This is a genomic window from Flavivirga jejuensis (assembly GCF_030540765.1).
Taxonomy (GTDB): Bacteria; Bacteroidota; Bacteroidia; order Flavobacteriales; family Flavobacteriaceae; genus Flavivirga; species Flavivirga jejuensis.
Window position 1 is genome coordinate 98,032 of sequence record NZ_JAUOEL010000009.1, and the last position, 12,830, is coordinate 110,861.

Sequence of the window (12,830 nt, forward strand, 5' to 3'; positions counted from 1 at the left end):
AGAAAATTATGCCATATGCTGAAATATTAATGCCTGAAAAATTTATGACTAATCAGGAAAAATCAACCTTAGCCAAATCATTGACTAAAATCCTTATCAAATCGGAAGGCTTGAAAGATAATCCTATATCAAATTCAATCACTTTATTAGAGATTAAAGATTCTGATACTTTTTATATTGGAGGTGAAAAAGGAAATCAAGAAAAGGTAATAATAAAAATATATGCTTTTTCAGATGCTTTTAATAAAAAAACAACAGAAGATTTGTATTCAAGCATTACTACCCTTTTTATGGAGAATAATGAAAAAACTAAATCTCAAAATGGAAGAAACATTTGGTGTATGATTATCCCATTAGGTGAAAATGGATTTGGTGTTGGAGGAATTCCTATAACATTAGAAATGACAAAACAACTTGTATCATCATATAAAAACACATTGGCTAGCAATGTATAAAAACATAGGGCAATTCTACTAAATTTGAACATTGAAAATATTAATAAACTCCGCTAAATATAAAATTGGTCTTTTAAGTTAAAAATAAAAGCAAAATATTTATATTTAACCGAAACGATACTGATTATCATCTGCCGTAAAAATACACTAAAATGCGTTCACTACTAAACCAAACGCCTTTTTGCATCTATTAAAGTTCACCAAATATAAAACCCATAAAATAAATGTGTTACTCTTACCATAAAATTTATTATAGTAAATCTTCTCTAAAACACTTAAATAACTTGTTATCTTAGTGCTACAACAAGCAAGAATATGACAGAAATAAAAGCAAAAGAGTTCGCAATTAGAGTACATGGGGAACAACAATATGGAGCTAGACCCTATTCATTTCATTTAGAATCTGTTGTCCAAGTTGCCAAGGAATTAAATCTAGAGAATGATATAATTTTAGGATGCTGGCTGCATGATACTATAGAGGATTGTGACGTTTCTTATCAGGATATTAAAAGAGAATTCGGAAGAGATCTAGCTGAAATTGTTTTTGCTGTTACCGATGAATTGGGGAGGAATAGAAAAGAAAGAAAGGTAAAAACCTACCCAAAAATTAAAGCCAATGAGAAAGCATTAAGTGTTAAGCTCTGTGACCGAATTGCGAATTTAAATCAAACAATTTCAGATGAAAAATTCGACTTGCTCTCCATGTATTTCAAGGAACAACAAGAGTTTAAAGAAAAACTTTACAGCCCTGAGCATAATGTAAATACGATTAAATTATGGGGGATTTTGGATGATTTAGTCGAAAAAGCAAGAAATATAAAAGCTACTAACAATTTATAAAATGCATTAAAACGACCTTTTACACTAAACGTTACCAAACATAAGAAAATGACATTCATTAAGAAAAATATTTTAACCTTTATACTAATAACAAATTATTTCGTAGCCCAATCACAAGAAGGTGTTTGGATTAATGAATATACAGTCAATACGGAAAGTAATCAAAAAAATAATATAGTATCAAATAGGCTAATGTTTAAAATTGAAAAAGATTCATTATTTACATTTGACCCTGCAAAAGAAGAATGGAAAGGAACTTTTGAAATGGGATTTAACTATTTAAAAAACGGAAACGTACTCAAAGTTCCTAAAGTTGGAATTGAATTAGAATACATAAACGATGATAAGCTTATTTTAAAAAAAAAAAAGAAATTTTTCATTTTAAAAAAATAGAAGCTAAAAAAAACAATCTTGATAAGTTTAGAAAACTGATTTCCAATAATATTTTTGCAAGTAAACTAACAAATCATAAAAAAGATACTATTTCTTTTCAATTTAATAGAGATTCTCCAAAATATAGTTTTAAGAATATTGGTGTTTATCTTATGGAATTAGATAAATTTAGCACTTTGTTGTTTGCTAATTTTAATGGAGAAAACTTATATGAAATAGATTCTTTTAACAAGAGAGGTTTTTCTATACTTGAAAATTCAAAAAACGGTACAAAAAAGTTAGAATTTAAAATAGTAGAAATAAAAAATCTAAATAAGTTTCTAGTTAAAGAGAAAGCTATTATGCTAGAAAATTAATAACGTTTGGTAACAATGGTAATCGTTGCACAAGCCAATAAATTATAAAAAACAGACTTCTATAACTGCCTTCTAAGGCAGTTTCTTTTTTTAGATCGCTTTATAATTAGCTATTTTAAGGCTCCTTAAAAACAACTTTTCGAGCTTGTACACACTATTTTTTATTAAAAATAATAAAGCAAGCATCCCTGCTCCACTTTTCACCCTTTTTTGGGTGAATTTCAGGTACTTTTTCAGGTTATAAGCAATGGCGGATAGATGCATGACTTTGTTTGCCTGCTTTATTCCCAATGTATTTATTTTTCGAAGCCCTAGAAACTGCGTAAGCGTTCCAAATACGGGTTCGACCGTACTTTGACGTTTGCCTTTCATATAGCTGCCTCTAGGGCTGTTCACTCGTGCATTATTACGTTCATATTCTTCTCTATAGAAAGTGACTGTAAATTTCTTCTCCTGAGCAGATTTACCTAGACATTGCGAGCGTATTGGACAATCAAGACAAACATGTTTTAACGCCCTATATTCTTTCTTCTTAGTATTGTTCTTTTTCTCAAAAAACACCTTTTTAAAGGGAATGGTCTTTCCTTGTGGACAGGTGTAACAATCCTTCTCTTTGTGATACTCAAACCCATCAGGCCCGCCTTTGTAAGTGCCGTGTGGAGGGATATAACTGCGCAGTCCCTTTTCTTCTAAATAAGCATAGTTCTCTCCACTACTATAGCCCGTATCCGCAATACAGTTATGCCATAACAGTCCCTGTTTGTGCAAACGTTTTTCTAAGCGGTTACATATATCGGGCAAACACTGACTGTCTTTACCATCCGCATGATAAGCCTTGATATCCGTAATCACATGGTGTCCAGTATCCACACTTAACTGGCTCATATAATTAAGCTTTCTGGCCTTGCCCAGTTTTACACTTATTCGGGCATCTGGATCGGTAGGACTATAGTGGGTTTTGTTTGATGTGTATTTAGAGCCTTTATTGCCTGCTCCAGGACACTAGTCTTGGTCTTTACGCCATTTTTTGTTTCTGCTTCTTATGGCTTGTAACTCGCTTGCGCTAGCACTTATTTCTTGTTGTGATTTTGAAGCTTTATTCCATTTTGATTGTCATATAGGAGTTGTTTCTTTATCCATAGTACTAATTATGACGGATACGATGCAAGTGCTGCTCTAGATCTTCCTTTGGTACTTTCAGTTCTAAAGTATCCATAGAAGCATTTGCTTTTGCTGGCGCGGAATCTATAGCTTGAGTATGACCGCTTACCATACCTTGGTCTACACACATACTTAGAACCTTGGTAAACACTTCTTCAAATACAGACTCTGGATATAATCCACGGGTGCGGCTAATCGTGGAATACTAGGGTAATTCTTCAATCTATATCACAGCCTAAAAAATAGAGAATGTCCAAACGCATACTGCTATGCTGCATCAAGTGCCTATCGCTGATAACGTTTTCTAAATAACCCACCAAACACAGTTTAAAGAAAACTACGGGATCGATGCTTTTTTGTCCGCTTTCTCCATAGTAACACTTGGTTAGGGGGTACAAAAATCTAGGTTCAGAACTTCTTTTAATCAGCGATAAAAGCTCTCTTTAGAAACACGATCACTGAGTTGAAACTGTGAAAATAATTTCTCTTGATATTCTTTCTTTCCTTGCATAACTAAAGATAATCAATTTATCAATTATTAGTCTTGTGCAACAGCCACACTGTGTAAAAATGCATTAAAACGCATTTTACACTTAACGTTGTAGCGCATTTCACGCAACCATTCCTAATATTTGACATCTATATAATAAAAACTTAAACAAATGAAAAAAATCGGAATACTAACAATGTTAGCAATATTTATTTTGAACTGTAGCTCGGACAATAACCAAGATACTAAATCAGTAGAAATTATATTCGGAGAAATATATGGTCTATGCGCTGGAGACTGCCGACAATTATATCTACTGACGGAACAAGGCGTTTATACGGATTCCAATAAAGACACAGAATTTGGCGATTTAATTGAAATCAGTGATTGGGAAAATACTACTTTTGAAAACCAACCATTATCGATAGAGAAATTTGACTTAGCAAAACAACTTCTACAAATTCCTAATAGCGTATTACAATCGAACGATGAAATTACCAAACAAGTAATAGCGGATTTTGACTATTTTATCCAAATTAAATCTAATGGAATATTTAAAACTTTTGTTTTCGATGAAATAAAACAAACAGCTAATTTTGATGTCAAGCAATATTTCGAAAACATGATTGATATCAATAATCAGTTAGGTGATTGATAAAAAAACGTGCTACAACATTGATGACTGTTGCACAACTCAAAATTTTTAGGAAATCATGTGTTTTTAATTTCCAAACGATTGCTAAGTTGCTAATTATCAATATTCATTATTTTTAAAGTTCTCAGAAATAACCTAATTCAGTCAAAAAAAGTAGCTGTGCAACAGTCACACCGTATATAACAAATTACTGGTTTTAGCTTTTACAAAGTGAGTTGCTTTGTTTGCTAGCTGCTGATTTTTCTTCGGGAAATCCTCGCACACAAACACGCAACTTTTCATGTACATCAACGTTACCTCTCATGCTAAAAATTAATATGTCACCATTTTTAAGAATTACATCTTTAACATTTTTAATTGGCATATTGATGTCAACTGGTATTTCTGCTCAGGAAATTAGAAGTAGACTTATATCATTCAATACATCCTTAAGTAATAGTCTGGTATTTCCCGCAAAAGAAATTATCATAGATAATTACCTAAACCAGGGTTACGCTTTTTGGCATTCAAATGCGCAGGTAGAAGTATATCTTGTCGACTTTGAAGACTCCCTTTTTTCACAAACAACAACCGATTCTTTGGGTTATTTCCATGCAAAAATTCCTCAAAATAGAGATTGCTATATAAAAATAGAAGGTGCAGAATGGCAATATGGTGAAAATCATATACCCCTTTATATTAAAAGTATCAAGCAAAATCATACAACCACAATTCCATTTATCCCTTATTTAAGAAGTAGTTCCTCCCTTGGAGAGTATGTTTATGTCAAACAAAAAAGAAAATTTCCTTTTCAAAAAGAAAAATGGAAACATGTCCATAATCCCCCAACGATGTATGATCCTTATTCTTTGGGAATGTATATCTTTAGGTACAATGATTATGAATGTAGTCTATTAAAAAAGCATGAAGATTGTGAAATTTACTTTCCCACACAATATCATGCTTTAGTTGATTTAAGGGTGAAAAAAATAAAATTTCGAAGAGATTCACTTTATCACCTTGAAGATTCGCTTTATCGAAATACAGTACTAGCTCCCGATGAGGAGGCTGTGAAACCATTTTTCATAAATCTAGTAGAAGAGAGCTTTTATGAACGTTTTCCTGGAGGAAAAGCCTCATTTGAGAGATTCATAGAAATAAAAAGGAAATTACCCCAAGAAGTTCCTAAAACTAGCTGTTATGTCAAAGTATCTTGTATTTTAAAAGCTGATGGTAGTTTAATTTATCCTGTCATTACAAAGTCATATGATTCCTGGCATGATCAGGAAGCAATACGATTGATTAAATTATTACCAAAACCTAAACCACTACGTTCCCGAGCCCGAATTAGAACACATCTTATCCACATAGATATAGAATTCAAATACCCTAAATAACCATTTCAGATCAAGAAAGAACGAGAGGTAACAATCGCTAAAAATATCTATATGCTAATAAGTTACTTGCAAAGGAAATTTGAATCTGATAGTTTTAATGAAATTAATAAACGACCAGCCTACAGATTTTAGCTGAGCGTTGTGGTGCATAAAGAATGGACGCCAATTTCTCTCTCTGAACTTAATAAATTGATTGAGTTAGGGGTTTCTAGAATGTCAGTTAAAGAAAATCAGCTTTGGAATAAGATTTTAATCGAACCCGTTAAATGGAAGGAAATTGAATATGGTGAAGAAGGAAACGGATTTTGGGTTGTTGCAATCTCTGGCAACAAGGTAATTTGGTATAATGACATTGAAGAAGGTTTTAATATTTCGACTTATTTTAAATATGGAGAAATTGATGGGTATAATACAGAACAAGACGAACTTCAATGGATAATTAAAAAAATAAAAAACGCACCACAAGGTCTAAAAACACACTAAAACGCGTTCACTACTAAACCAAACGCCTTTTTACATCTATTAAAGTTCACCAAATATAAAACCCATAAAATAAATGTGTTACCCTTACCATAAAATTTATTATAGTAAATCTTCTCTAAAACAATTAAAAAACTTGTTATCTTAGTGCTACCAAGATGTATAAAAGGAATTAAAACGACCTTTTATACTAAACGTTAAGCAATAAAACAAACAGCTCACGAGTCGCTTTCGGGTAGCGAGGAAAAGTATATTCAGTCTTTTTTATCATATATTGATGAAAATCCTAGATCTTATCTTGTCGAACACAATGCTATACTTATGAATATGATGAAAAAGGGAATTGGATATCTAAAACATTGCCTAACAATTTGTACGTAATATAAAATTGAATGAAAAAAATATCATTAATCTTTCTTTTAGGTCTTTTATTCTCATGTACTTCATCCAAAGTCTTCGAGCAGGAATATTATCTAGTTGCAGGAAATGGGGCAATGGAATTTCAGCAGGTTAAAGACTCAATCTTTTTAAAGAATTGTAGTCAATTCATAAATTGCGATGATTCTCCAAAGTATAGCTATAGAATCAAAAAAGATTCATTATTATCGAAAGGAACAAAAATTATTTTTTTAGAAGGAAAAAAACATAATCTAAACAATCATAAAGTTCACGACATGACAATTATTCTTCTTGAAAAAAAGAACGGTAGAAAATCCATAAATGATAATTACAAGACAGATGAGAATGAAAAATTAAGATTCCAAACAATCTACCCAAAGTCGGAATTAATTAATTTAGACCAAATTTCAAATATATCTTCTTTAGAATTTAATAAAATACTTAATGAGATTATGGAAGAATTTAAACTTTCAAAGAGGAAAGTAATTAAAGAAATAATTAATCTTGAAAATGATATAATTAGTGAAAAATTTAAAGATTTAGTTATAGCAGCAGGTTACACTCCTATTGGAGCACAAAGTGAAACCCTATTTGAGCAAAAATTAAAATAAAAACGGAGTAAAAAGCTACTAACAATTTATAAAATGCATTAAAACGACCTTTTACATTAAACGTTAACAATAATAAAATAATAATTATGAGTGATTGGAACCCAGATGATTTATCAACATATTCCTCTTTTGAACATCCAGATGTCGCTAAGGATGCAATTAACCTAATTAAAAATGGAGCAGATCCGAACATTAAAGATAATAAACTTGAGGCGACTCCTTTAATTAAAACTTCAGTATGTATAAATGAAAACTCATTAAAAGTTGCTGAAACTTTAATTGAAGCAGGAGCAGATGTTAATTTGACAAATAAACTTGGAGCCACTGCTTTACATGAATTAATTATTCAACATTCACTTGAAGATTATGAGTACGAAAATCATTTGAAGGGAGCTAAACTTCTGATAAACAATGGAGCAAATATTGACACTTTTTCAGAAGGGTGGTTTTACGAAACTCCACTACACCTAGCTGTTTATAAAAATGCCAAAGATATGGTCTCATTACTAATAAAAAGTGGAGCAAACATTAATGTTAAAAATTCAGAGGGGCAAACCCCTAAGGAAGTTGCAATTCAGAAAGGTTTTAAAGAGATAGAAAATTTATTCTAACTAGGAAAATATTGTTAACAAAACATTTATCAAATCATTCTATGAGAAAATTATTAATTCTGACTCTTTTATTAATTCTAAGCATAAATTCATATGCAGATGCTGGATTGGCTTTTAGATATAAAATAGAATTACAAAATGGAAATGAAAAAGTAACTGGTTACGTTTATCATTATACATATTCAGAAGGTTTCAATAGTGACAAAGAATCATTTTTTGAATATTTTTCCAGAGAATTCCATAATACACCATACATCTACACAGAAGTTCATAGTTTGAATTTATCTGAAAATTTTGAATTAGACTTTTTTCTACCAATAAATAGAATAAAATTTAGTTCTGAAAAAATAATAGACGTAAAATTATTTGAAAAAAAACAATTTGGAGTCGGAGACAAGATTTTATTAATTGAAAATGAAAAAATTTATAATTTAATTGGGGGAAAAAACTTCCAAGAAGTAGGAGTCGATTATAAATTAGCTGAAAATTGTGATATCTCTATTGTTGATTTTAGTATGAAAGCGGATCTTAAAAAAATACAGATGAATTTGAATTCTTTAATTGAGAAACATTACAACAATGAATTTGAGTCAGTTGACCAAGATTTTTTTAAAGTCTTTAATAAGTTTAAAGAAAAAATGTATGATGATAATGTGCTGATTTTTAACTACTGTTCTGCATTATAATAAAAAAATGTTTTACAACACCGGTGACTGTTGCATAACTCTAAAAAAATGATAAAGACTAAATTCATTTATAATTTTGGTATTGCTTTTTATGCTATTCTCTTGCAAAAAAGAGACAAAAAAAATCCTACCTAATCGAAAAAGAATTAGATCCAAAAGTGAGTCGAGCTTGGATGATGTATAATTATACATTTGAAAATGATGTTGAATTTAAAATAGGTTTTGTTAAGGGTACTGGAGTAACCCGCCATCATGATTTAATAATCTATGGTTATAAAAACCAGAAATTAATTGAGAATGATTTTTTTTTGGAAGGTCAATTCTATTGAGTATCCACTTGAGGAAATTGAGAAAGCTAATAAAACAAAATATCATTATCATGCAGCTAATCTTATACAAAACCGTGTGTGTCATGAAACTGAGAATGAAATACGTATTTTACATATATACTACAATAGCACTTTTTAGTTGCAGAAGAGGGTATGAAGTAACTGAACTCTATGAACAGCCAATAAATAACTCTAGTTTATCGCTATTGGAATATCAGGCATGGAGCACACTTAATGATGGTTCTATATATGGTTATACACTAAAAGACTCTAGTGAAATTATTAACATTGTTGAAGCTAAACAGATACCTTTTAGGTATCTAACTGAAATACCATCTACAGACACTATTCATACCGTTGAATTTGTAAAAGGAGGAAACCGAATTCCAGAATTTGAATCAACGGAGATTTCGTCTATCAATGGAATCAAAATTGTAACTGACCGTTACAAATACTCTATAGGAACTTCTTTCAATTTATCGTATAGATTTAATGATTTTGAAGAAAGGAATGATAGCCTAATTATTAAAGGTATTGAATTAGAACATTTTAACGTTCCAGTAGACGGTAGTGAAATTGGATTCAGAAAAGGAAATATAAAATTAGAAGAATCAAAGGGCAATATAGGTGTTCTAAAATCGATTAAGATTCCTGCAATTTTAGTTCGGGATTATATTGGAGGTTCTATTGACAGAATAACCATTAAAAGAAACGATTCACTAAAAATAAATGGACTGGTATTCTTTAAATTTGTACCAATTAAGGAAATCAAAATTGAGGCCTTTTCAAACAATGGAGTCTACAAGAAAAAACGAGTATTAGATAAACATAAAATATAAAACGCACACACAGCATTATGTAAAAACACATTAAAACGTATTTTACATTAAACATTACTAAAAATAATGTTTAAGTTTAATCATAAATCAAAAGGTTGGTACGTATTTGGTTACTCTGATTTCCCTGCGAAAAATCCTCAGACACAAAACCGCGCTATTCTTATATCGAACCGCTATAACACATTTGACCAAACTTAATGGAGAAAATAAGATTTAAAGAAAAAGCATTCGAATATTCTCTAATTGGATATATAATCCTTCTGTTATGTTGGAATTTTTACAGACTGACAACTGGAAATATAAAAGCACTTCTTCCAATTCCAATTCAAGGAATTTTAATATATGTATGTAATGCAAAATATGTGGGAGTTTCAAAAGAATAAATAAAAAAACGCGTTACAATAGCAAACATTCGAAAAAAAAAGATGATTGAGATTAAAAGAGCTGATAAAAAAACTGAATTTAAAGTCATCGAAAAATTGGCGAATGAAATTTTACACGAAGTTTATGACCCTATAATTCCAGCTGAACATACCGATTATTTTTTAATGGAATTTCAATCGGAAAATGCAATTGAAGACCAAATTAAAAATGAAAATTTTAGCTATTTTCTATTAAACTTTAATACTAAAAATGTTGGCTATTTAGGAATTCAAAAACTGAATAAAAAACTGATTTTAAGCAAACTTTATATTCTGGAATCGTTTCGTGGACTGAAAATTGGAAAAACAGCGTTGGAATATGTTAACGGATTTGCAACGGACAATGGAATTGAAAAAATTGAGCTAATTGTTAACCAACAAAACCAGAATACCATTGACATTTACCTTAAAAAGGGATTTAAAATAGTAGAATCGATTGTAAACTCCTTCCCTAATGGACATTCGGTTGAGGATTATAAAATGGAAAAAGTATTAAAAATGGAATAAAAAACGATTTACCAACAATATATAGTGATCATAGCAGCTAAGAGATTAACCGAATGATTGTTGTACTTTTGGTAAAACGCAAAGTTTGCTAAAAGGAAAAGTTAGCAATCAATGCGCAAGAAAAACCGAAAAGCAAGGTAACATTTTACCTTGCTACGACACACATATTAAACGTTATAAAAATTTGACAGAAATAAAAATGGAAGTAAACCTTGCCTATTACAGAAAAAAAGATTGGAGAAAATTATTATCTATGATAGATGACCGTGAAAGCATGTTTAATACATGGAAGGAATGGCATAAATCGTATCTTAGGGCAAAGAAAGAGCTTTCATCAAAAGGAATTGTTACCAATGACATAGAAGTAGATCTAATCGAGCTTGACAAATTTTGTCGGGAAAACGGACTAAAAAATATTGGAAAAACGAGATCTCAATTTGTATCTACAGAAAAATGAATAAAAGACATATAGAAAAACTTAAAGACATGCTATCTGAATGGAATCCACTTGGTGAGCAAGCTAATCAAATCAGTGATTTGGATAACTATGATATAGAGGCTACGGACATTTTGTTTCATATTGATAAAAAAAATTCAGTGGAGCAAATTTCAAAAATGGTAAGGTCTGTTTTAGAACAAGCGTTTGATATTGATGTAGAAACAAAAAAAAGTTTAGAAATAGCCAACAAGATTTATTTAATGTTAAATAAGAAATAAAAACACGAAAGCGCAACAAGGGCTAAAATCAATTACTTGGGCATCGCTTACTTGGAAAATTCCAAAGGAATTTTCCACTGGTTCGTTCCCTTTTGCTAAATTTACGGCTAAACGTCACAACTAATCTTAGCCAAAACATCAGGCTGTGCATGAACCTATTTCTATTGCTGGAGTATTCAGACAGGCATCAATGAAGCATTATAAATATGTGATTATCAGGTCAGATTTAAGTTAATACACAAACTCACGTTAAGTACAATTATGAAAACAATAAAACAATATAACTAATGGATAAACTTACTATAGTAGGTACTATTACTTTTGTTATTCTGTTTTTTTCTGTACTACTATCCTTTTTTCTACTAACTGTAAAACCTAAAAACAAAATAGGAAATAAATTATTAGCCATATATTTTATTGTATTTGCAATACACATTAGTGTTTTCTTCTATTCTCAATATATAGAATTTCCATCTGTTATTGAAATGTTACGAGATCAAATTATTGATCTATCTAGTCCGCTACTTTTTTTGTATCTATTAACCAATATATATTCAGATTTTAAACTTCGCTATATACACCTCTTACATTTGCTTCCTTTAATTATTGGCATTTTAATATTTACCCCTCGATTTTATGGAGTTAGTGAAAGTGACAGAATTCTTTTTACTGAAAATTTTAACTCGCAAATTGAAGTTAAAATTAGTTATGCAGTTAGCACACTTATTAGCTTGTTTTACTTGGTTTTAATGTTTATTGAACTAAAAAAATACAAAAAACTACTTATAGAAAACTATTCAAATACATCTTCTTTTAATTACAAATGGCTATATCAATTAACCTTAGTCGTTTCATTTATTTTTACATTTTCTCAATTTAAACAATTGTATAAATTTATAGGTAGTAATGTAGATACTTTAAATTTAATGCGTCTATTACTTATAATAGTTTTATTAGGCTTTCTATTTTGGATTGTGTTGAAAAGCATGTATCAACCCGAGTTATTTAAGGCCATCGATTCTAAACACCTTTTAATAACCAAAGAACTAAAAAAAACGAATTTAGTTACAGAAATTGATAGCGTTGTAAAGTCACAAATTAAAAACCTGGAGCATTTTATGGAAGAGAAAGAACCCTTTCTTGATGCTTCATTAACCATTCAGAAATTGGCTTATCAATTTGGAATGCCTTCACGAGAATTATCTATTTTAATCAATCATCATTTAAATCAGCATTTTTTCGATTTCATAACAACATATCGTATAAAAAAAGCGATAATATTAATAGAAAAACCTTCAAATAAAAAGCTCACTATTTTAGAGATTTTGTACGATGTTGGCTTTAATTCTAAATCTCCTTTCAATAAAGCTTTTAAAAAACACACAGGATTAACACCAACCGAGTATCGCGCAAACCACTTAAAACAAACACGTTAACATAAAGTAGTACGCCTTCCAAAAAAGTAACACGTATTTATAATATAAAAAAGCGTACAACTAAATA

General features: G+C 30.3%; 19 protein-coding genes. 16 read left to right on the top strand and 3 right to left on the bottom strand.

Going from position 1 to position 12,830, the window contains the following annotated elements:
* The first annotated feature begins 8 nt into the window (after window positions 1-8).
* From Q4Q40_RS21460 to Q4Q40_RS21475, 4 genes are all read left to right on the top strand, one after another.
* A complete protein-coding gene (locus Q4Q40_RS21460) occupies window positions 9-455 on the top strand; it encodes a tautomerase family protein (RefSeq protein WP_303304096.1) in 447 nt (148 codons plus the stop codon).
* A gap of 315 nt (window positions 456-770) precedes the next feature.
* Window positions 771-1,295: an HD domain-containing protein gene (locus tag Q4Q40_RS21465; RefSeq protein ID WP_303304097.1), complete on the top strand. Its 525-nt coding sequence runs from the start codon at window positions 771-773 to the stop codon at window positions 1,293-1,295.
* Between the two features lie 48 nt (window positions 1,296-1,343).
* Window positions 1,344-1,688, top strand: coding sequence for a hypothetical protein (locus Q4Q40_RS21470; protein ID WP_303304098.1), 345 nt, complete (start codon window positions 1,344-1,346; stop codon window positions 1,686-1,688).
* 152 nt (window positions 1,689-1,840) lie between these two features.
* Entirely contained in the window at window positions 1,841-2,044 is a 204-nt protein-coding gene (locus Q4Q40_RS21475; RefSeq protein ID WP_303304099.1) for a hypothetical protein, read from the top strand.
* Window positions 2,045-2,134: 90 nt separating this feature from the next.
* On the opposite strand, the gene Q4Q40_RS21480 is transcribed toward Q4Q40_RS21475, so the two are convergent.
* The 3 genes from Q4Q40_RS21480 to Q4Q40_RS24250 all read right to left on the bottom strand — a co-directional run bounded on the left by Q4Q40_RS21480 (window position 2,135) and on the right by Q4Q40_RS24250 (window position 3,603).
* On the bottom strand, window positions 2,135-2,929 hold the full coding sequence (locus Q4Q40_RS21480) for a transposase (protein WP_303304100.1): 795 nt from the start codon (window positions 2,927-2,929) through the stop codon (window positions 2,135-2,137).
* 259 nt (window positions 2,930-3,188) lie between these two features.
* Entirely contained in the window at window positions 3,189-3,335 is a 147-nt protein-coding gene (locus tag Q4Q40_RS21485) for a hypothetical protein (RefSeq protein ID WP_303304101.1), read from the bottom strand.
* An 88-nt stretch (window positions 3,336-3,423) separates the two neighbouring features.
* On the bottom strand, window positions 3,424-3,603 hold the full coding sequence (locus Q4Q40_RS24250; protein ID WP_496559860.1) for a transposase: 180 nt from the start codon (window positions 3,601-3,603) through the stop codon (window positions 3,424-3,426).
* Window positions 3,604-3,867: 264 nt separating this feature from the next.
* On the opposite strand from Q4Q40_RS24250, the gene Q4Q40_RS21495 reads away from it, so the two are divergent.
* The 12 genes from Q4Q40_RS21495 to Q4Q40_RS21550 all read left to right on the top strand — a co-directional run bounded on the left by Q4Q40_RS21495 (window position 3,868) and on the right by Q4Q40_RS21550 (window position 12,763).
* Complete coding sequence (locus Q4Q40_RS21495) at window positions 3,868-4,350, top strand: hypothetical protein (protein WP_303304102.1); 483 nt, start codon at window positions 3,868-3,870, stop codon at window positions 4,348-4,350.
* A gap of 317 nt (window positions 4,351-4,667) precedes the next feature.
* Complete coding sequence (locus Q4Q40_RS21500) at window positions 4,668-5,726, top strand: hypothetical protein (protein WP_303304103.1); 1,059 nt, start codon at window positions 4,668-4,670, stop codon at window positions 5,724-5,726.
* 141 nt (window positions 5,727-5,867) lie between these two features.
* Complete coding sequence (locus Q4Q40_RS21505) at window positions 5,868-6,209, top strand: hypothetical protein (protein WP_303304104.1); 342 nt, start codon at window positions 5,868-5,870, stop codon at window positions 6,207-6,209.
* Window positions 6,210-6,598: 389 nt separating this feature from the next.
* The gene (locus tag Q4Q40_RS21510; RefSeq protein ID WP_303304106.1) at window positions 6,599-7,216 is read left to right on the top strand and encodes a hypothetical protein; all 618 of its coding nucleotides are present in this window, start codon (window positions 6,599-6,601) and stop codon (window positions 7,214-7,216) included.
* Between the two features lie 86 nt (window positions 7,217-7,302).
* Window positions 7,303-7,827 carry an ankyrin repeat domain-containing protein gene (locus Q4Q40_RS21515; protein WP_303304107.1) on the top strand — a complete coding sequence of 175 codons (525 nt, stop codon included), beginning with the start codon at window positions 7,303-7,305 and terminating at the stop codon, window positions 7,825-7,827.
* Between the two features lie 41 nt (window positions 7,828-7,868).
* Window positions 7,869-8,513, top strand: coding sequence for a hypothetical protein (locus tag Q4Q40_RS21520; protein WP_303304108.1), 645 nt, complete (start codon window positions 7,869-7,871; stop codon window positions 8,511-8,513).
* 412 nt (window positions 8,514-8,925) lie between these two features.
* Window positions 8,926-9,681 (top strand): hypothetical protein, encoded by a 756-nt coding sequence (locus Q4Q40_RS21525; RefSeq protein WP_303304109.1) that lies wholly within the window; start codon window positions 8,926-8,928, stop codon window positions 9,679-9,681.
* A 197-nt stretch (window positions 9,682-9,878) separates the two neighbouring features.
* The gene (locus Q4Q40_RS21530) at window positions 9,879-10,064 is read left to right on the top strand and encodes a hypothetical protein (RefSeq protein WP_303304110.1); all 186 of its coding nucleotides are present in this window, start codon (window positions 9,879-9,881) and stop codon (window positions 10,062-10,064) included.
* A gap of 42 nt (window positions 10,065-10,106) precedes the next feature.
* Window positions 10,107-10,610: a GNAT family N-acetyltransferase gene (locus Q4Q40_RS21535; RefSeq protein WP_303304112.1), complete on the top strand. Its 504-nt coding sequence runs from the start codon at window positions 10,107-10,109 to the stop codon at window positions 10,608-10,610.
* Window positions 10,611-10,809: 199 nt separating this feature from the next.
* Window positions 10,810-11,067 carry a hypothetical protein gene (locus tag Q4Q40_RS21540; protein WP_303304114.1) on the top strand — a complete coding sequence of 86 codons (258 nt, stop codon included), beginning with the start codon at window positions 10,810-10,812 and terminating at the stop codon, window positions 11,065-11,067.
* Entirely contained in the window at window positions 11,064-11,327 is a 264-nt protein-coding gene (locus Q4Q40_RS21545; RefSeq protein ID WP_303304116.1) for a DUF1871 family protein, read from the top strand. Before Q4Q40_RS21540 ends, Q4Q40_RS21545 begins: the two co-directional genes overlap by 4 nt.
* Window positions 11,328-11,614: 287 nt before the next feature.
* On the top strand, window positions 11,615-12,763 hold the full coding sequence (locus Q4Q40_RS21550; protein WP_303304117.1) for a helix-turn-helix domain-containing protein: 1,149 nt from the start codon (window positions 11,615-11,617) through the stop codon (window positions 12,761-12,763).
* Window positions 12,764-12,830: the final 67 nt, after the last annotated feature.